The 19476-nt window shown below is 63.8% G+C and carries 18 protein-coding genes; 4 read left to right on the top strand and 14 right to left on the bottom strand.

Annotated elements, in window-relative coordinates; translation table 11 throughout:
- Window positions 1-24: 24 nt before the first annotated feature.
- Window positions 25-1221: a GGDEF domain-containing protein gene (locus NKJ46_RS23725; RefSeq protein WP_352668075.1), complete on the bottom strand. Its 1197-nt coding sequence runs from the start codon at window positions 1219-1221 to the stop codon at window positions 25-27.
- Window positions 1222-1381: 160 nt separating this feature from the next.
- On the opposite strand from NKJ46_RS23725, the gene NKJ46_RS23720 reads away from it, so the two are divergent.
- Complete coding sequence (locus NKJ46_RS23720) at window positions 1382-1693, top strand: hypothetical protein (protein ID WP_352493166.1); 312 nt, start codon at window positions 1382-1384, stop codon at window positions 1691-1693.
- Between the two features lie 62 nt (window positions 1694-1755).
- Here the strand turns inward: NKJ46_RS23720 and leuC are convergent, their stop codons facing one another.
- The 6 genes from leuC to rplS all read right to left on the bottom strand — a co-directional run bounded on the left by leuC (window position 1756) and on the right by rplS (window position 7006).
- Window positions 1756-3165, bottom strand: coding sequence for a 3-isopropylmalate dehydratase large subunit (leuC, locus tag NKJ46_RS23715; protein WP_352493165.1), 1410 nt, complete (start codon window positions 3163-3165; stop codon window positions 1756-1758).
- Window positions 3166-3238: 73 nt separating this feature from the next.
- Complete coding sequence (locus NKJ46_RS23710) at window positions 3239-3391, bottom strand: hypothetical protein (RefSeq protein ID WP_352668119.1); 153 nt, start codon at window positions 3389-3391, stop codon at window positions 3239-3241.
- A gap of 249 nt (window positions 3392-3640) precedes the next feature.
- Complete coding sequence (locus NKJ46_RS23705) at window positions 3641-4276, bottom strand: class I SAM-dependent DNA methyltransferase (RefSeq protein ID WP_352668073.1); 636 nt, start codon at window positions 4274-4276, stop codon at window positions 3641-3643.
- 50 nt (window positions 4277-4326) lie between these two features.
- Complete coding sequence (locus NKJ46_RS23700) at window positions 4327-5139, bottom strand: amino acid ABC transporter permease (RefSeq protein ID WP_352668070.1); 813 nt, start codon at window positions 5137-5139, stop codon at window positions 4327-4329.
- A gap of 266 nt (window positions 5140-5405) precedes the next feature.
- On the bottom strand, window positions 5406-6203 hold the full coding sequence (locus NKJ46_RS23695) for a transporter substrate-binding domain-containing protein (RefSeq protein WP_352468079.1): 798 nt from the start codon (window positions 6201-6203) through the stop codon (window positions 5406-5408).
- A 263-nt stretch (window positions 6204-6466) separates the two neighbouring features.
- Window positions 6467-7006 (bottom strand): 50S ribosomal protein L19, encoded by a 540-nt coding sequence (gene rplS, locus NKJ46_RS23690; protein ID WP_254817835.1) that lies wholly within the window; start codon window positions 7004-7006, stop codon window positions 6467-6469.
- A gap of 368 nt (window positions 7007-7374) precedes the next feature.
- Here rplS and NKJ46_RS23685 point away from each other — a divergent pair, with 368 nt between their 5' ends.
- Window positions 7375-8127 (top strand): sulfite exporter TauE/SafE family protein, encoded by a 753-nt coding sequence (locus tag NKJ46_RS23685; RefSeq protein ID WP_352668068.1) that lies wholly within the window; start codon window positions 7375-7377, stop codon window positions 8125-8127.
- Here the strand turns inward: NKJ46_RS23685 and trmD are convergent.
- Window positions 8109-8807, bottom strand: a complete 699-nt coding sequence (gene trmD, locus NKJ46_RS23680) for a tRNA (guanosine(37)-N1)-methyltransferase TrmD (RefSeq protein WP_352668066.1) — start codon at window positions 8805-8807, stop codon at window positions 8109-8111. The two genes, NKJ46_RS23685 and trmD, sit on opposite strands and share 19 nt — an antisense overlap.
- The gene (gene rimM / locus NKJ46_RS23675) at window positions 8804-9403 is read right to left on the bottom strand and encodes a ribosome maturation factor RimM (protein WP_352668063.1); all 600 of its coding nucleotides are present in this window, start codon (window positions 9401-9403) and stop codon (window positions 8804-8806) included. Before rimM ends, trmD begins: the two co-directional genes overlap by 4 nt.
- A gap of 129 nt (window positions 9404-9532) precedes the next feature.
- Between rimM and NKJ46_RS23670 the strand changes: the two genes are divergently transcribed.
- Entirely contained in the window at window positions 9533-10471 is a 939-nt protein-coding gene (locus NKJ46_RS23670) for a tyrosine recombinase XerC (RefSeq protein WP_352668062.1), read from the top strand.
- Window positions 10472-10556: 85 nt separating this feature from the next.
- Window positions 10557-11624: a TraB/GumN family protein gene (locus NKJ46_RS23665; RefSeq protein ID WP_352668060.1), complete on the top strand. Its 1068-nt coding sequence runs from the start codon at window positions 10557-10559 to the stop codon at window positions 11622-11624.
- Between the two features lie 744 nt (window positions 11625-12368).
- Here the strand turns inward: NKJ46_RS23665 and lpdA are convergent.
- The 5 genes from lpdA to NKJ46_RS23640 are packed head-to-tail and all read right to left on the bottom strand — an operon-like array spanning window position 12369 to window position 19415.
- The gene (gene lpdA / locus NKJ46_RS23660) at window positions 12369-13775 is read right to left on the bottom strand and encodes a dihydrolipoyl dehydrogenase (protein ID WP_352668058.1); all 1407 of its coding nucleotides are present in this window, start codon (window positions 13773-13775) and stop codon (window positions 12369-12371) included.
- A gap of 18 nt (window positions 13776-13793) precedes the next feature.
- Window positions 13794-14549: an SDR family oxidoreductase gene (locus NKJ46_RS23655; protein ID WP_352668057.1), complete on the bottom strand. Its 756-nt coding sequence runs from the start codon at window positions 14547-14549 to the stop codon at window positions 13794-13796.
- Window positions 14546-15055 carry a hypothetical protein gene (locus NKJ46_RS23650; RefSeq protein ID WP_352668114.1) on the bottom strand — a complete coding sequence of 170 codons (510 nt, stop codon included), beginning with the start codon at window positions 15053-15055 and terminating at the stop codon, window positions 14546-14548. Before NKJ46_RS23650 ends, NKJ46_RS23655 begins: the two co-directional genes overlap by 4 nt.
- A gap of 41 nt (window positions 15056-15096) precedes the next feature.
- A complete protein-coding gene (gene odhB, locus NKJ46_RS23645; protein ID WP_352668054.1) occupies window positions 15097-16398 on the bottom strand; it encodes a 2-oxoglutarate dehydrogenase complex dihydrolipoyllysine-residue succinyltransferase in 1302 nt (433 codons plus the stop codon).
- 29 nt (window positions 16399-16427) lie between these two features.
- The gene (locus NKJ46_RS23640) at window positions 16428-19415 is read right to left on the bottom strand and encodes a 2-oxoglutarate dehydrogenase E1 component (RefSeq protein WP_352668053.1); all 2988 of its coding nucleotides are present in this window, start codon (window positions 19413-19415) and stop codon (window positions 16428-16430) included.
- Window positions 19416-19476 lie beyond the last annotated feature (61 nt).

Genomic DNA, 19476 nt, shown 5'->3' with positions numbered 1-19476 from the left:
TTAATTCGACGGCGCCGCTGACGCTCAGCCAGCACTGGTCCGATTGGGAAGGACGACTGTTTCAGGCCGCTGATAGGACAGGCACACGCTGTCGCGGCCATTCCTCTTGGCTTTGTAGAGTGCTTCGTCGGCACGGCGCATCAGCGGGTCCAGCCCTTCGTCGCTAGTGCGGGCGGCCACGCCGAAGCTCGCGGTCACCCTTGTCTCGGGCGGAAGCCCGTCGATTCTGCCCGCCGAATAGAGCGTGCGAATGGTTTCGGCAAACAGTCTCGCCGCGCCAAGGTCGCTGAGCGGCAAAAGCACGGCAAACTCCTCGCCGCCGATGCGGCCGGCAACGCCACCCGTACCTGCAGCCGATAGAAGCTTGGCGGCGAAGTCAGCGATGACACGATCGCCGGCCGCGTGACCATGCTGATCGTTGAGTGCCTTGAAATGATCGAGATCGGCCAGCACCAGCGTAACCGGCAACCGCGCCGTGGCACAGTGCTGCAGGACCACCGTGGCACGCTCTTCGAAACCGCGGCGGTTGAGCAGCCCCGACAGCGGGTCTGTCAGGGTTTCGGTCTTCAGGGCCTTCATCACATCCAGCGCGGCGGCGCCGAACAGGCAAAGTGCAATAAGCAGCGACAGCAATGCATGCGACAGCAGCGCCGTCGTCCAGTAGGACGAGGTGTAAAGCCCTTCATAGCTGGTGAACGGCCCATGCGCGATGACGACGGCAAGGGTCCGCGCCAGGAAGTTCAGGCCGGAAAGCAGCGACAGCACGAACAAGATCATTTCCGTCGGGCCGTTGTTGCGCACCACGCGCAACTCGGCGGCGACAACCAGGCTGATGCCCCCGAAGCTGAAATTGATTGCAAGGATGCGCCAGGTGAGATCCGGCCGGGCAAAAAGAAACCACGAGAACGCGGCCAGTCCGCCGCAGGCCAGAATGCCGACCGCCGGGTAAGGCACGCGCCGCCCGTAGCGCGCAATGTCCGCGCCGGCGAGACAGCAGGTGGCAAAGGTGAAGCACAGGATCGAGATGAGCTTGGTGGGCGCCATACCGACCGGCAGCGTGAAATACTGGAGCAGGAAGCCTGCGGCCGAAGCCGAGTAGCCCGCCGCCAGCACAGCCAGATAGGGACGGTGACGCTGATGGAACCACAGCACGAGAAATGCCGTGCCGAGTGTGAGGGCGATAGCTGGATTGAGCAGCGCTATGAGCAGTCCGGTGTCCAAGCGCTGTAATTTCCCCTCGCTTCCCTCAGGAGACGTTAGAGCGGAAGCCCAAACAAGCGGTTAAGCGAAAGCGAATATACGACGGGTGCGTCGACAAGGCCGCTGGGCGGAACCGCGAACGGCGAGCGGCGTTTCACGACGGCAACCAGGAGACGCTCCGATGGCCGACACGATCATGCTGACCGATCACGATGCAATTCGCTCATGGGCCGCGGCGCGCGCCGGCTTTCCGGCGATCGTCGACGTGTCGCCCGAAGCCGGAACGCAGCCCATGCTGAGGCTGGTCTTCGGCCAGCATGCCTACCAGGACCAGGATGAGGCCGAACGCCCAGTCAATGCCGGCGGCTATGAACTGGTCGAATGGGACGAATGGTTCAAACTCTTCGACGAGCGCGAACTGGCGCTGGTCGTCGCAAAGGATCAACCCGGCCGCCGTGAGGGATTCCACGAATTCGTCAGGCGGCCCGGCTGAAGAATGCCCGAACCGCATTGCGGCTCGGGCACCTCATATCTAACTGCGCGAGAGCCCCTGCCCTATTTCCACTCGCGGATGTCGACGAAATGGCCGGCAATCGCTGCCGCCGCCGCCATTGCCGGCGATACCAGATGCGTGCGGCCCTTGAAGCCTTGGCGCCCTTCGAAATTGCGGTTCGAGGTCGAGGCGCAGCGCTCATGCGGCTTCAGCCGGTCGTCGTTCATGGCAAGGCACATCGAGCAGCCCGGCTCACGCCAGTCGAAGCCGGCGGCGACAAAGATCTTGTCTAGGCCTTCGGCCTCGGCCTGTTCCTTGACCAGACCGGAGCCCGGCACGATCATCGCACTGACCCGCGGGTTGACCTTCTTGCCCTCGATCACCTTGGCGGCGGCGCGCAGATCCTCGATGCGGCCATTGGTGCAGGAGCCGATGAAGACGCGATCGAGTTCGATATCGGTGATCTTGGTGCCCGGCTTCAGGCCCATATAATCGAGTGCGCGTTGCTTGGACGTGCGCTTGTTCTCGTCGGTTATATCGTCCGGGTTCGGCACGATGCCTTGCACCGAGACCACGTCCTCGGGCGAGGAGCCCCAGGAGACGATCGGCGGCAGTTTTGCCGCGTCGAGCACGACCACCTTGTCGAAATGCGCGCCTTCGTCGGACTGCAGCGTCTTCCAATAGGCGAGCGCGGCGTCCCAGGCTTCGCCCTTGGGGGCGCGCGGCTTGTCCTTGACATAGGCGAAGGTGGTCTCGTCGGGCGCGATCAGGCCGGCGCGCGCGCCGGCTTCGATCGACATGTTGCAGATCGTCATGCGGCCTTCCATCGACAGCGCGCGGATCGCCTCGCCGGCATATTCGATAACATAGCCGGTGCCGCCGGCCGTGCCGATCTCACCGATGATGGCGAGGATGATGTCCTTGGCGGTGACGCCTTCCGGCAGTGCGCCGTCGACGCGCACCAGCATGTTCTTGGCCTTGCGCTGGATCAGCGTCTGCGTCGCCAGCACATGCTCGACTTCCGAGGTGCCGATGCCATGCGCCAGCGCCCCGAACGCGCCATGCGTCGAGGTGTGGCTGTCGCCGCAGACGATGGTCATGCCGGGCAGCGTAAAGCCCTGCTCGGGACCGATGATGTGGACGATGCCCTGGCGGATATCCTTCTCGGAATAATATTCGATACCGAAATCCTTGGCGTTCTTGGCCAGTGCCTCGACCTGAATGCGGCTTTCCTCGTTCTTGATGCCGAACTTGCGTTCCGGCGAGGTCGACACATTGTGGTCGACCACGGCCAGCGTCTTTTCCGGATGCCGAACCTTGCGGCCGGTCATGCGCAGGCCTTCGAAAGCCTGCGGGCTGGTGACTTCGTGGACCAGATGGCGGTCGATATAGAGCAGGCAGGTGCCGTCGTCCTGGCGGTCGACGACATGGTCGTCGAAAATCTTGTCATAGAGGGTGCGCGGTGCGCTCATTTGCGTAAATCCGTCGATTTAAAAAGGGAAAAGGACGCCGGTCGGCCCGGCGAAACAGCCTGGCGAGTCCGCCCTAGCTAAGTCGGCTGGTCAGCGCCCCGCAGACGCGCGCGGAAAATCGCGACGGCAGGCGTTTTCTGTCCTGCAGCACGAAACCTTTATAGGCCGGATCGCCAAAAAGCTCTTCCATGGCGTTGCTCATATCAAAGTTTTGGCTTTTCAGCAATCGGCGGGTGCGTGGCGCGAAACCTGGGTTCCTCGCCCCACGGAGTGGGGAGAGGTGGCCCGGCGAAGCCGGGACGGAGAGGGGCCATCGCGGCGTTGGAGCATTTTGGCAGATTTCGCATATGGCCGGTCTCTCGCCCGATTCCTCACCGGGTTCTGGCTTCGCGGATGTGGTCCCCCTCTCCGTCCCGGCTTCGCCGGGCCACCTCTCCCCCGCTTTGCGGGGGCGAGGAGCAACCGCCAAGCTTACTCAAATTACCTCGAACACAAACGTTTTCACCAGCGCGTCGGGCTCGGCGATCGCATAGCAGCGGAACCATGGGCTCTCCTCGACCGGCCGCCATTTTTTCGCCTGCTCCAGTTCGCCAAGCACAGCCTTGAACCCGCCGCTTTCAAACACCTGGTCACGGACCGTGAAGATGGCGTGGCCGCCCTTCCTGGTGATGCGTACCAGTTCATGCAGGGCCGACGCCGGCGCGTGGCTGATGGTGAACACGCCGGTCGAGAAGAAGGCGCGGAAATACCCGTCCGGCCAGGGCAATGGCCCGCCGAGCATCGCCTGTTTCAGCTCGCTGTAGGCCTGCCGGCTGCCGGCGATTTTCAGCATGCCCTGCGACAGGTCGAGCCCGGCAATATCGTGGTAGCCGAGCGCCTTGAGCGACGGCCCCGACAGGCCGGTGCCGCAGCCGGCGTCGAGGAGCGGCCCTTCGCCCGGCGGCACGTGGCGCGCCACCCAGGCGGTGATCAGGAACGGCAGGAGATAGCCGAGCGCCGCGGTTTCGCCGTCATAGGTCGCGGCCCATTGCGCATAGGCCTTGGCGAGCGCCTCAGGCGTGTCGGCCGTGTAAACCGCTTCCAGCGCCGCATTGGCCTTGTCGATGATCATGGGTCCTCCCCGGTCCGCTCGATGGTAGCGCCGATTTCGCCTGCCTTCTATTACCCATTCTGGTGGCGCAGCCGCTTCTCCAGCGCCCGCAGGACCAGCGACAAGCCGACGGTCAGCATGAGATAGATATAGGCGACGATGGAATAGGTTTCGAAGAAGCGGAACGAGCCGGCGGCGTAGATCTTGCCCATCTGGGTGATGTCGGCGACGCCGAGCACCGAGACCAGCGAGGAATCCTTGACCATGGCGACGAAATCATTGCCGAGCGGCGGCAGGATGGTGCGGATCGCCTGCGGAAAGATGACGAGCCGGAAGCGCTGCGTGCGCGTCAGCCCGAGCGCCTTCGCCGCCTCGATCTGGCCCTTCTCGACCGCCTGGATACCGGCGCGGAACACCTCCGAGATGAAGGCGGAATAGCCGATGGTCAGCGCCATGACGGCGCGCCATAAAAGCGACACGTCGCGTACCAGCAGCTCACCGAAGAGGCCGGCGCTTTGCAGCGGCGCCGTCAGCGCGTTCCATGCCGCGACGAAGGCCGGCGCGCCGGCAAAGGCGATCCAGAACAACAGCACCAGCATCGGCACGCCGCGGATGATCTCGACATAGAAGCGGGCGATCTGGCTGAGCCAGCGTGAGTCCGACAGGCCCATCAGCGCGACGCCGAGCCCGATCGCGCAAGCCAGCGCGAAGGCGACCACAGTGACGAAGATGGTGACGCCGATGCCCTTGGCGACGGTTGTGAAGACCTGGGCATAGAGGTCGCTGGCAGCGATGAAGATAGCGGCGGCCAAGGCGATCGCCACGGCCACGGCAAGCCACCAGGGGAAGTCGGATTTGGCGGTGGCTGGGGGCGCCGACGGCATCAAGCGGTACCGGTGACAGTGTCACGAAGGCAGCGTTCTGTCACACCCCCCTCTGGCCTGCCGGCCATCTCCCCCGCAAGGGGGGAGATCGGCTGTCGCGCCTGCTTTCGCCAACCCCCAACGTTGCAGAATGTGCGGTGAGACCAAAGCTGCCAATCTCCCCCCTTGCGGGGGAGATGTCCGGCAGGACAGAGGGGGGTGGGAAGAAACGAAATTCGTGCGAATTTCAGCACACGATCATCGCGCATCGCACGTAGCAATGGAGACTACTGCCCCATCTTGTAATCAAGGAACCACTTCTTGTTGAGCGCGTCGAGCGTGCCGTCCGCCTTGAGCGCGGCGATTGCCGCGTTGACCGGCTTCACCAGGTCGGAGCCCTTGGGGAAGATGAAGCCGAAATCCTCGGTGCCGAGCGGGCCGCCGATCAGCTTCAGGCCGCCATTGGACGCATCGACATAGCCCTTGCCGGCAGTGCCGTCGGTGAGCACGACGTCGACGTCGCCGGCCTTCAGCGCCTGCACCGTCGCGCCGAATGTCTCGAACAGCTTGATGCGCGGGTTCTGCTCGTTGCCGTCGAGCACGCTGTAGACGGCGGTGTAGAACGGCGTGGTGCCGGCCTGCGCGCCGATCAGCCCGTCCTTGAAGGCGGCGAACGTCTTGGCATCGCTGAAGCGCTTCTCGTCGCCGCGCACCAGCATGAACTGCTCCGAACGCATATAGGGGTCGGAGAAGTCGACCTTCTGCTTGCGGTCGTCCTTGATGGTGATGCCGGTCATGCCGATGTTGTACTGGTTGTCGGAAACCGCCTGGATCATCGCGTCCCAGGAGGTATTCTGGTACTCGACCTTGAAATTCAACCGCTTGGCGATCTCGTTCATCGCGTCATATTCCCAGCCGATCTGCTTGCCGGTCTTGGCATCGATGAACTGCAGCGGCGGATAGGCATTTTCAGTCACCACCACCACTTTCTTGCCGCCGAGGTCGGGCAGCGCTTGCGCCAGAGCCGCGACAGGCACGAGAAGGCAAGCCAGCAGGCCGGCCAGCAGCAGTTTCGAATTGATCATGACGATGCTCCCCAGGAACTGAACCGCCTCGATCGGCCGAGGCATGCAGGAAAATCCGGCGCCGACTTTAGCTTTCCGCAGGCGCCTTGCAAGCCGCTCCGATGCGGCGTTCGGCACGAAAATGGATTCCAATGCTTTCGACGGCGGCATTACGGAACGATCCGTTTCGATAGCGGACCGAGGCGGCCCGGCAAATCGGCTCCACCTCGCGAAACAAAAAGGCGGCCGAAGCCGCCTTTCCGAAAGTACGTTCTTGAAGAGCCTTATTCGGCGGCAGCTGCTTCCGCGGCCTTGGCGGCCTCGTCGGCGGCCTTCTTCTCGGCGGCGTCCTGCGCGGCCTTCTCGGCGGCCAGCGCCTGGGCGGCGGCCACTTTCTCGGCCTCGATGCGCGCCTTCTCGGCGTTCAGCGCATCGCGCTCTTCGTCGTTGAGCTTGCGGGCGCGCACGCCGGTGTTTTCCGAAATGCGGGCCGACTTGCCGCGACGGTCACGCAAATAGTACAGCTTGGCGCGACGCACCTTGCCGCGGCGCACGATCTCGACGCCCTCGACCATTGGCGAATAGACCGGGAACACACGCTCCACGCCTTCGCCGTAGGAGATCTTGCGGACGGTAAAGTTTTCCTGGAAGCCGGCGCCGGCGCGGGCGATGACGACGCCCTCATAGGCCTGGACGCGGGTGCGGGTGCCTTCGGTCACGCGGACCTGGACGCGCACGGTGTCGCCGGGCTGGAATTCGGGGAGCTTGCGCTTGGCTTCGATCTTGGCGGCCTGCTCGGCCTCGAGCTGACGGAGGATATCCATCTCATAAATCCACTTCTTGTTCTTCCGACAGTCAGAGCGTCCGACACTCGCCTTGCGGTCGCATCGACCGCTCGGCTATGCCCTTCGTTCGGGAACGTCTGTTCGAGAACATCGGGCAGGGGCGACTACACCGTCATTGTTGACGGGCCAGAAGATCGCTCTTGGCAAATTTTCTTCCGGTTCGGCGCGCACATACAGCTATTTCGGCGCTTTGTCACGTCTTCGCCGTTTCTTTTTTGGCGCTGTTTCTTTTTGGCTGGCGCCCGCTGTGGCAATCCTATGATCGCTTGTGGTCCAGGGGGTTGCGCCCGCGCGTCAAGCTTTCTAAGCCGGAAGATAAGCATTTTCCTCCAGCGACGACACCCCTCATGCCAATCTTGGACGCGGTCCTGCTCTTTCTCGCCGGCTTTCTGTCAGGCGCGGTCAACGCCGTTGCCGGCGGCGGCACGTTCATAACCTTTGGCGCCATGACCCTGGCCGGCCTGCCGCCGATCGTCGCCAATGCGACATCGTCGGTGACGCAGTTTCCTGGCTACATCACCTCGACGCTCGCCTATTGGCACGACATCAAGCATTTCTGGCGCGGCGCACTGCTGCTCAGCCTCATTTCGGGTCTCGGTGCGCTGTCTGGCGCGCTTATCCTTTTAGGGCTCGATAACCCGTCGTTCCGCGCCTTGGTGCCGTGGCTGCTGCTGGCGGCAACCGCATTGTTCGCTGCCGGGCCATGGCTGAAGCCGGCGCCCAAGCCGGAGCATGAGGCCGCGGTGGGTTCGCTGGTCGGGTCGCTGGCGCAGTTCGCCACCGCCGTCTATGGCGGCTTCTTCGGCGCCGGCATGGGCGTCATGATGCTGGCGACGCTCGGTCTCACCCAGTCCGGCGACTATCACCGGCTGAACGCGCTGAAGAACATGCTGGCCGTGGTCATCGCGGCGATAGCTATCCTGGTCTTCGTCTCGGGCGGCGTCATCGCCTGGTTGCAGGCGATCATCATGATCCCGGGTGGCGCGCTCGGCGGCTATGCCGGCGTCTGGATCGCCAGGCGCGTGCCGCAGAACGCGGTGCGCGGCTTCGTCATCGCCGTCGGCCTGTTCCTGGCTTTTTACTATTTCGACAAGGGCTGAGCGGCTAAAAGATCGGGCCTTCGCTCTTTCGTCAGCCTCTCCGCTTCGGCCCGCCGCCAGGCCGCGATCTTCCTGTGATTGCCCGAAATCAGCACTTCGGGAATCGGTCGGCCCTCGAACTCCTGCGGCCGCGTATAATGCGGATGTTCGAGCAGGCCGTTCTCAAAGCTCTCTTCGTCGCCCGATACCGCATTGCCCATGACGCCGGGCAGCAGGCGCACCACGGCGTCGAGCAGCACGAGTGCCGCCGGCTCGCCGCCGGACAGGATGAAATCGCCGATCGAGACTTCTTCCAGCCCCCGCGATTCGATGACCCGCTGGTCGACGCCTTCGAAGCGGCCGCAGACGATCACCGCACCCGGCCCGCCGGCGAGCTCGCGCACACGGCGCTGCATCAGCGGCTTGCCGCGCGGGCTCATCAGCAGGCGCGGACGCGGATCGCCGGGCGGCGAGGCATGGTCGATGGCACGGGCCAGCACGTCTGCCCGCATCACCATGCCGGCGCCGCCGCCGGCCGGTGTGTCATCGACGGTACGGTGACGATCGCTGGCAAAGTCGCGGATCTGGATCGTTTCGAGCGACCAAATGCCGGTCTCGAGCGCGCGGCCGGCCAGCGACAGGCCGAGCGCGCCGGGAAACATCTCGGGATAGAGCGTCAGCACCGAAGCCGAAAAACTCACCGGTTGCCTCCGGCGTCCCTCGGCCCGCGCGGCCTGCCCTTCGGGTCGAAACCGTCGTCACCGGCAGGCTCGCCGTCCTCGTCCTCGACCAACCCTGCGGCGGCTGGATCAACACGGACAAAGCCGCCGGCGATCGACACGTCTGGAACAGCGGCCTGCGTGAACGGGATGAGCACGCCTTTGCGCCCGGCAAGCGTCACGTCGAGAATGTCGCCGCCACCGAAATTATGCACGGCGACGACCTTGCCGATGACCGCACCGGTGTCATCCTTGACCTCCAGTCCGACGAGGTCGGCATGGTAGAATTCATCCTCTTCGCCCTCATCCGGCAACACCGAACGGTCGACGAACAATTCGGTGCCGGCAAGCGCCTCGGCGGCATTGCGATCGTTGACGCCTTTGAACCGCACCACCACCACGGTGTTGGCAGGCCTGATGTCGACGATCTGGAAGGCGCGGCCATCCCTGGTGTAGAGCGGACCGTAATCGGCCAGTGCCAGTGGGTCGCCGGTAAAGCTCTTGACGCGCAATTCGCCCTTGATGCCGTGCGCGGCACCGATCACGGCCATCTGGACGGGGTTTTGCGGCTTGCTCATCTGCGGAAAATCCTTTGCCTTGCTCTAACCCCAGCCCGTCGTCATTTCAATGACGCCGCTCTTCACCGCTTCCTAACCCGCGTGCCGGAAGATGGCCCAGAACTGGAAGAACGGAACTGGAAGATCGCAATGCAGGAATTCCTCATACCGGCGAAACCCGATCTTCAGGCGGCGCGCGAGGCCTGGCTGAAGATGCTGGCGCGAGAACGCCGGCTGTCGCCCGAAACCGTCGAGGCTTATGAACGCGACACGCGCCAGTTCCTGCATTTCCTGACCGGCCATTGCGGCGGCTCGCCCGGCATCTCCGACATCGCCGATCTGCGCCCCGCCGATCTGCGCGGCTTTCTCGCTGCCCGCCGTGCCGAGGGCGCCGGCGCCCGCACGCTCGGACGCGGGCTGGCTGGCATCCGCTCGCTGCTGCGTTTCCTGGAGCGGCGCGGCCTCGCCAATGCGGCAGGTGCGGCAGCCTTACGCGCGCCGCGGCAGCCGAAATCGCTGCCCAAGCCACTGACCGCAGGCGATGCAAAACACGTCGTCTCGGTGGAAGGCCAGCTGGCGGAGGAGCCGTGGATCGCCGCGCGCAACGCCGCCGTGCTGACCCTGCTCTATGGGTCCGGCTTGCGCATTTCCGAGGCGCTCGGCCTGTCGGGCGCCGATCTGTCCTCACCTGGTGAGACCGTGCTGCGCGTCACCGGCAAGGGTGGCAAGACGCGGCTGGTGCCGGTGCTGCCGGTGGCGCTGCGCGCGATTGCCGAATACCGCCGCTTGTGTCCCTATCATCTCGATCCCAAGGGCTTGCTGTTTCGCGGTGCCCGCGGCGGCCCGCTGAACCCGGCAATCGTCCAGCGCGACATGGCCAAGCTGCGCTCGGCGCTCAACCTGCCCGACACAGCGACGCCGCATGCGTTGCGCCATTCCTTCGCCACGCACCTGCTAGGGCGCGGCGGCGACCTGCGCACCATCCAGGAGTTGCTCGGCCATGCCAGCCTGTCGACGACCCAGATATACACCGGCGTCGACACCGCCAGGCTGCTCGAGATTTACGAAGCAGCCCATCCGCGCGCGTGATCGATGCATATATCGGTGGCCATCTCGCAACAATTTGGATGCGCCGGTTAACCGTTTTGCCGCTTTTTGCGCCTAGAACCGCAACATGAAACGCCTCATCGCCATCGCCGACCGCGCGACCCATATGTCGCTGAAGCTGCTTGTCGCGCTCAACGCCCTGTTTTTCCTCTCCTTCCTCATCATCGCGCTGCTCGCCGCGGGCAAGGCACGCGCCGAGACCCCGGCCTGCGCCGGTAGCGATATGCTGAGCGCGCTGCAAAAGGACGACCCGGCTGCCTACCGCAAGATCGAGGCAGACGCGGCAGCGACGCCGAACGGCAAGGGCCTGCTGTGGAAGCTCGAAAAATCAGGCGAAAAACCGTCTTTCCTGTTCGGCACCATGCACGTTACCGACCCGCGCGTCACCACGCTGCCGCCCGCCGCGCAGAAGGCATTCGATGCGGCTGGCACCGTCGTCATCGAGACCACCGAAGTGCTCGACAAGCAGAAGGTGATGGCCACACTGCTGAAAGAGCCGGATCTGATGATGTTCACCGACAAGACGACGCTTTCGTCGCTGCTGTCGCCGGAGGATGCGGCGGTGGTCGACAAGGCGCTCGATGCGCGTGGCATCCCGCCAGCGACCGTCGCCAAGATGAAGCCCTGGTTGCTGTCGGCGACGGTGGCGCTGCCTGCATGCGAAGTCGCCCGCCAGGCTGGCGGTGCGCCGGTGCTCGACGTCAAGCTTGCCAAGGACGCCGAGGCTTCGGGCAAATCGGTCGAGGGGCTGGAGACAATCGCCGACCAGCTGCATGCCATGGCTTCGCTGCCGATCGCCTTTCACCTGAAGGGGCTGGTCGATACGCTGAAGCTTGGCGACAAGGTGAACGACGTCAACGAAACCATGATCGTGCTTTACCGGCGTGGCGACACTGGCATGTACGTACCGCTGTTTCGGGCCGTCATCCCCGAACAGGTCGACGACCAATCGGGTTACGCCGAATTCGAGCAGACCATGATCACCAGCCGCAACAAGGTGATGGTCGATCGGGCAGCGCCGATCCTCGCCCACGGCAATGTCTTCATGGCGGTCGGCGCCATGCACCTTCCCGGCGCGCAAGGCTTGGTCGAGGGTTTCCGCAAGACTGGCTATACGGTGACCGCCGTCAACTGAACAACACGGCGGAGTTGCACACCGAATCATTGCCAAGGCGGGGTCAGTCCTTACTCGTGGCGCGACGGCGGACCAGCCGCGCTTCGTGCCAAGAAACTGAAAAAGGTTCGGTTTGGCTCGATCGAACCCATTTTGCGGTGGAAATGCATGCCTGCAAGCGATTCCGGATCAGAATTGCCCTGTTTTCGGCGTTTTCAACGCCTAATGTGAAACCGATTCAACGATTGTACGTTGATGGCTATTACTTGATGTTTTTCATCCACGGAGGACACTTTTATGGCGAACACACCCAATCCGAACGACCCATTCACCTCGCCGGGCACCGCACGGCCACGCGGCGGCGGCAGCGGCTGGCTGATTGCCCTGGTCGTCGTTATCCTGGCAATTGTCGCCTATTATGTTTTTGGAAGACGTAGCGAGGCACCTGCGCCTGCCGAACCGCCCGCAGCCAGCACACCGGCCCCGGCGCCTGCACCCGCCGAGCCGATGAAGCCGGCCGAACCGGCTCCTGCGCCAGCTCCGGCAACACCCGCTCCGGCTCCGGCTCCGGCAGAACCTGCACCCGCTCCGGCCCCTGCGCCAGCCCCGGCACCAGCACCTGCGCCGGCACCAGCACCGGCCCCTCAGTGATCAGACTGCCGACTTAATATATGAACGGCCCGCTGAAAGGCGGGCCGTTTTGTTTTTGGGAGCAATCGCAGATGTTTCAGCCAATCTCCAAGGTTTGCGATTCTCCGCGTTTGCTCAGATATGGATCGGCTTGAAGAACGTCGCCAATGCCGCCTCCTTTACCGCCTCCGACATTGTCGGATGGGCGTGACAGGTGCGGGCTAGGTCTTCCGACGAGCCGCCAAACTCCATCAGCACGGCCGCCTCGTGGATCATCTCGCCGGCGCCGAAGCCGACGATGTGGACGCCGAGCACACGGTCACTGGCCTTGTCGGCCAGGATTTTCACAAAGCCGTCGGTGTGCAGCATGGCGCGCGCCCGGCCGTTGGCGCTGAACGGAAATTTTCCGGCCTTGTAGTCGATGCCGGCCTTCTTCAATTCTTCTTCGGTCTTGCCGACCGAGGCGATTTCCGGCGTGGTGTAGACGACGCTCGGAATCACGTCATAGTTCACATGACCGGCCTGGCCGGCGATGGTTTCGGCCACCGCCACGCCCTCGTCTTCGGCCTTGTGGGCAAGCATCGGCCCGGCGATGACATCGCCGATGGCGTAGATGCCAGGCACGTTGGTCCTGAGATGACCGTCGGTCTTGACCCGGCCGCGCTCATCGACGTCGACGCCGGCCTCCTTCAGCCCGAGAGCGTCCGAATAGGCCCGTCGTCCCGTCGCAATCAGCACCGCGTCCGCCTCGATCGTCTCGGCCGCTCCGCCTTTGACCGGCTCGAAGGTGACGGTCGCCCCCTTCTTGGCCTTGGCGACGCCGGTCACCTTGGCGCCCAGCCTGAACTCAAAGCCCTGCTTCGACAGCATGCGCTGGAACTGTTTGGAGACCTCGCCATCCATGCCGCCCAGGATGGTGTCGAGGAACTCGACCACGGTGACCTTGGCGCCGAGCCGCGCCCATACCGAGCCGAGCTCTAGACCGATGACACCGCCGCCGACCACCACCAGATGGCCCGGCACCTTGTCCAGCGACAGCGCGCCGGTCGACGAGATGATCACCTTCTCGTCGAAATCGACCTTGACGCCGGGAATGCCGGCGACGTCGGAGCCGGTGGCGATGACGATGTTCTTGGTCTCGATCTCCTCGATCTTGCCGTCATCGGAGGTCACCGACACCTTGCCGGCCGCAACCACCTTGCCGGTGCCACGAAAACTGTCGATCTTGTTCTTCTTGAACAGGAAGGCGACGCCATTGACGTTGGCCGTCACCGTCGCATCCTTGTGCGCCATCATCTTCCCAAGGTTGAGCTTGGGCGCGCCGATCTCGACGCCGAGCGCATCGAAGGAATGGCCGGCCTCGGCAAACATCTCGGACGCATGCAGCAGCGCCTTCGACGGGATGCAGCCGATGTTGAGGCAGGTACCGCCGAAGGTCGGGTTCTTTTCGACCACCGCCGTCTTCAGACCGAGCTGCGCCGCCTTGATGGCGCAGACATAGCCGCCTGGTCCCGATCCGATGATAACGACGTCATAGGCCATAATACTGTCCCTTTTGCTTTAGCGGCCGCCGCCGATTTCCAGATTGGCGCCTGTTGTGTAGGACGCCTCGTCCGACAGCAGCCAGAGAATTGCGGCTGCGACTTCCTCGGCGGTGCCGACGCGCTGCATGGGCACCACCTTGCGCATTCTCTCGGCGCGATCCGGCTGCCCGCCGGAGGCATGAATTTCTGTGTCGATGATGCCCGGGCTGACCGCATTGACACGAATGCCTTCGCCGGCCACTTCGCGGGCAAGCCCGATGGTGAAGGAATCGAGCGCGCCCTTCGAGGCGGCGTAGTCGACATATTGAGCCGGCCCGCCAAGCCTTGCCGCGATCGAAGAAACATTGACGATCGCGCCGCCCTTGCCGCCATGCCTGGTCGACATGCGCTTCACCGCCTCGCGGGCGCAAAGCATCGGTGCGATCACATTGATGCGCATCATGCGCTCCAGCCTTGCAGCGCTCAGCTCGTCGACGCGCGCGCTCTGGTCGACCACGCCGGCATTGTTGACGAGCGCGTCGAGCCGACCGAAACGGGCATCGACAGCCTCGAACATGGCCAACACGTCCGTCTCGCTGGCGACATCGCCCTTGACAGCGAAGGCTTCTCCGCCAGCGGCTTCGATGTCGGCGACCACCGTTTCGGCTGCTTTTGCATTCGACACGTAATTGACCGCAATGCGATAGCCGGCCTTGGCGGCAAGCCTGCATGTAGCGGCGCCGATGCCACGGCTGCCGCCGGTCACCAGCAGGATTTTTCCGCTCGCGCTCATTCCTGACATCCTTTCAGGGCAAAGACGTCCCAGGGCACCTTGGAAAAGCCGTTGGCGCCATAAGCCGCCGACATCTGCAACGACGCTCCCAAGTCGGGAAGGATCAGCTTCTTCGGCGCATCCTTTCCTTCGCCCGGCAGCAACGCGATATTGCCTTGGTCGTCGGCAGTGTAGATGACGCCCTCCCACACGGTGCAGGCGGCGAGCTCGTCGCCGGTGACGTCGCCGGCCGGGCATTTGTACATCAGCGAGCCATGCGGCCGCGCCACGCCCTCGGTCCACATGACGATGCCGTCGAGCACGACGCCGTTGTCGAGCACCATCTTGAAGGTGTTGCTGACGGCAGCCGACTCGCCGGTCGGCCTGAAATCGATCTCGGCGGCGTTCTCAGGATCGCCATAGACGGCGAGCTCGATGGGACAGGCGGCAAGGGCGGCGGAGACCGCCTGTACGCCAACCGCGCAGATCGTGACAAACAATCCAGACCGGAAACGAGGGGAATTCATCCGGCGGCGCAGATCCATTCTCCCGCTCACGTGAGCCGCCACTAGAGGTCGAGCACCAGCCGCTCAGGATCCTCCAGGCTTTCCTTGACCCGCACCAGGAACGTCACCGCTTCCTTGCCGTCGACGATGCGGTGGTCGTAGGACAGCGCCAGATACATCATCGGCCGGATGACGATCTGGCCGCCGACCACCATCGGCCGCTCCTGGATCTTGTGCATGCCCAAAATGCCCGACTGCGGCGCATTGAGGATCGGTGTCGACATCAGCGACCCGTAAACGCCACCGTTGGAAATCGTGAACGTGCCGCCTTGCATATCCGCGACGGACAGCTTGCCGTCGCGCGCCGCAAGTCCCAGCCTACCGATTTCCTTCTCGATTTCGGCGATGGACATCTGGTCGGCATTACGCACAACCGGCACGACCAGGCCTTTCTCGGTACCGACGGCAACGCCGATATGGGCGTAGTTCTTGAAGATGATGTCGGTGCCGTCGATCTCGGCATTGACCGACGGTATCTCCTTCAGCGCATGGGTGACCGCCTTGGTGAAGAAGCCCATGAAGCCTAGCTTCACGCCGTGCTTCTTCTCGAACACGTCCTTGTATTTGCTCCTCAGCGCCATCACCGCGCTCATGTCGACCTCATTGAAGGTGGTCAGCATGGCGGCGGTCGATTGCGCTTCCTTGAGGCGGCGCGCGATGGTCTGGCGCAGCTTGGTCATGCGCACGCGCTCCTCGCGCGACGCATCGTCGACCGAGGACGGCGCACGCGCCGCGGCAGGTGCCGGAACAGGCGCTGCCTTTGGCATTTCGGCCGGCTGCGACGGCGCGCCCCTGGCGATCAGGTCGAGCACGTCGCCTTTCAGCACCTGGCCGCGCTTGCCGGACCCCGAGACCTGGTCGACCGCGAGATTATGCTCGGCCAGCAGCTTTGCCGCCGACGGCGCCGGCGGCATTGTGCGTGTCTCGATCGCGCCGGCGTCGCCGGCGATCTTGGCCGTCTCGGCCGCGGCCTGCTTGACGCTCGAGGCTGCGGTGGGAGCCGAAGCCTGCGACACCGCATCCTGTTTCTCCGCCGGCGCGGCGGCGGCATTGGCTGCCGCGCCGGCGCCTGCCGAAATCGTGCCGAGCAGTGCGCCGACGCCGACCGTCTCGCCTTCCTTGACGGCGATCTCGGCGAGCGTGCCCGCGGCGGCGGCCGGCACTTCCACCGTCACCTTGTCGGTTTCGAGCTCGACCAGCGGCTCATCGGCGGTGATCGCGTCGCCGACCTTCTTGAACCATTTGCCGATAGTCGCCTCGGTGACGGATTCACCAAGTGTCGGGACGCGGATTTCGGTTGCCATTGTGCCTGTCCGTTTCTTTCGGTTCTGTTCTATTCACCAAGCGCGTCGTCGAGCAAGGCGGCAAGCTGGGCGAGATGCTTCGACATCAATCCGGTCGCCGGCGAGGCGGCGGCCGGCCGGCCGGTATAGCGCACCCGCTGATGCTTGGCGTCGATATGCGCCAGCACCCATTCGAGATACGGATCGATGAACGACCAGGCGCCCATGTTCTTGGGCTCCTCCTGGCACCACACCATCTCGGCATTGCGGAAGCGCGACAGTTCGGTGATCAGCGCCTTGGCCGGGAACGGATAGAGCTGCTCGACACGCAGCAAATAGATGTCGTTGATGCCGCGCTTCTCGCGCTCCTCGTAGAGGTCGTAATAGACCTTGCCCGAACAGAGCACGACACGGCGGATCTTCGAATCCTTGGTGAGCTTGATGGCCTGGCCCGACAGCAGCTGGGCGTCGTCCCACAACAGCCGGTGAAAGGCGCTTTCGCCCGACATTTCCGGCAGCGTCGACACCGCCCGCCTATGGCGCAGTAGCGACTTCGGCGTCATCAGGATCAGCGGCTTGCGGAAGTCCCGCTTCAATTGCCGGCGCAAGATGTGGAAGTAGTTGGCCGGCGTCGTGACGTTGGCGACCTGCATGTTGTCTTCGGCGCAAAGCTGCAGGAAGCGCTCGAGCCGGGCCGACGAATGCTCAGGCCCCTGGCCTTCGTAGCCGTGCGGCAGCAGGCAGACGAGGCCCGACATTCTGAGCCATTTGCGCTCGCCCGACGAGATGAACTGGTCGAACACCACCTGGGCTCCGTTGGCGAAGTCGCCGAACTGCGCTTCCCAGAGCGTCAGCGCCTTCGGCTCGGCCAGCGAGTAGCCATATTCGAAGCCGAGCACGGCCTCTTCCGACAGCATCGAGTTGATGACCTCGAAACCGGCCTGCGCCGCGGACAGATTGTTGAGCGGGATGTAGCGTGTCTCGTCGCGCTGGTCATAGAGCACGGAATGGCGCTGCGAGAAGGTGCCGCGCTCCGAATCCTGTCCGGACAGCCGGATCGGATTGCCGTCGAGCAGGATGCCGCCGAAGGCCAGTGCCTCGGCCGTCGACCAATCGATGCCTTCACCGGACTCGATCGCCTGGCGGCGGTTGTCGAGGAAGCGGATGATCGTCCTGTGCGCCTCGAAATCCTTCGGCACCTCGGTCAGTTTCTTGCCGATCTCCTTCAGCGTCTTGACCGGCACGGCGGTCTTGCCGCGCCGCTGTTCGTCCTGGTTGTCGGCCGAGCGCAGGCCGGACCACGCGCCGTCCAGCCAATCCGCCTTGTTCGGCTTGTAATGCTGGCCGACCTCGAATTCCTGCTCGAGATGCGCCCGCCAATCGGCCTTCATCTTTTCGAACTCGACCTGGGTGATGTGGCTTTCGGAAATCAGCCGGTCGGCATAGATCTGCACCGTCGTCTTCTGGTTGCGGATCTTGCGATACATGATCGGCTGGGTGAAGGCGGGCTCGTCGCCCTCATTGTGGCCGAAGCGGCGGTAACAGAACATGTCCACCACGACAGGCTTGTGGAACTTCATGCGGAATTCGATCGCCACCTTGGTCGCATGGACCACAGCTTCCGGATCGTCGCCATTGACGTGAAAGATAGGCGCCTCGATCATCTTGGCCACATCGGACGGATAGGGCGACGAGCGCGAAAAGCGCGGGTTGGTGGTGAAGCCGATCTGGTTGTTGATGATGAAATGCAGCGTGCCGGCGACGCGGTGGCCGCGCAGGCCCGACAGGCCGAGGATTTCGGCAATCACGCCCTGGCCGGCAAAGGCGGCGTCGCCATGCAACAGCAGCGGCAGCACCTTGGCGCGCTCTTCCAGCGGAACGATCTCCTCGCGGCTGCGACCGAACAGATAGTCCTGCTTGGCGCGCGCCTTGCCCATCACCACCGGGTCGACGATTTCCAGATGCGAGGGATTGGCAGTCAGCGACAGATGCACCTTGTTGCCGTCGAACTCGCGATCCGACGAGGCACCGAGATGGTACTTCACGTCGCCCGAGCCTTCGACCTCGTCGGGCGCGGCCGAGCCGCCCTTGAACTCATGGAAAATGGCACGGTGCGGCTTGGCCATCACCTGCGACAGCACGTTCAGCCGGCCGCGATGCGCCATGCCGAGCACGATCTCCTTCATGCCGAGCTGGCCGCCGCGCTTGATGATCTGCTCCAGCGCCGGGATCAGCGACTCGCCGCCATCGAGGCCGAAGCGCTTGGTGCCCTTGTACTTGACGTCGATGAACTGCTCGAAGCCTTCCGCCTCGACCAGCTTCTGCAGGATCGCCTTCTTGCCGGCTGCAGTGAAGGAGATCTCCTTGTCGGTGCCCTCGATGCGCGCCTGGATCCAGGCCTTCTCCTCGGGATCGGAAATATGCATGAATTCGACGCCGAGCGTCGAGCAATAGGTCCGGGTCAGGATATCGAGCATCTGCCGGATGGTGCCGAATTCCAGCCCGAGCACATTGTCGAGGAAGATCGGCCGGTCGTAGTCGGCTTCGGTGAAGCCGTAATTCTCCGGCGACAGCTCGTTATAATCCTCGAGCGGCTTGGCAATGCCGAGCGGATCGAGATTGGCGTGCAGGTGGCCGCGCATGCGAAAGGCGCGGATCATCATGATGGCGCGGACGGAATCGCGCGTCGCCTGATGTACGTCGGCGTCGGAGAGCGCTGCGCCGTTGCCGACCGCCCTGTCCTTGACCTTCTTTTCGATGTGCTTTTCGACCAGGCCCCAATTGCCGTCCAGCGCCGAGACCAGCTCGCCATTGGCCTGCATCGGCCAGGAGGGCTTGGCCCAAGACGCGCCCTTGGCATTCTTGCGCACGTCGCCGGCGTCGTCCTTCAGCGCCGCAAAGAAGTCCTGCCATTCGGGATCGACCGACGCGGGATCGTCCTCATAGGCGGCATAGAGCGCGTCGATATAATCGGCATTGCCGCCATAGAGGAAAGAGGTAAGCGAAAACTGGTCGTTGGCCTGATCTTGTCTTGCCATGTCACTGTCGAAGCCTTTGCTTCGTCTCCTTTGTTGGAGGGGAGTAAGGGAATAGGGGAGT

It is taken from the genome of Mesorhizobium sp. M0166, from assembly GCF_040322255.1.
Lineage (GTDB): Bacteria > Pseudomonadota > Alphaproteobacteria > Rhizobiales > Rhizobiaceae > Mesorhizobium.
This window is presented reverse-complemented; position numbering and strand designations above follow the sequence as displayed.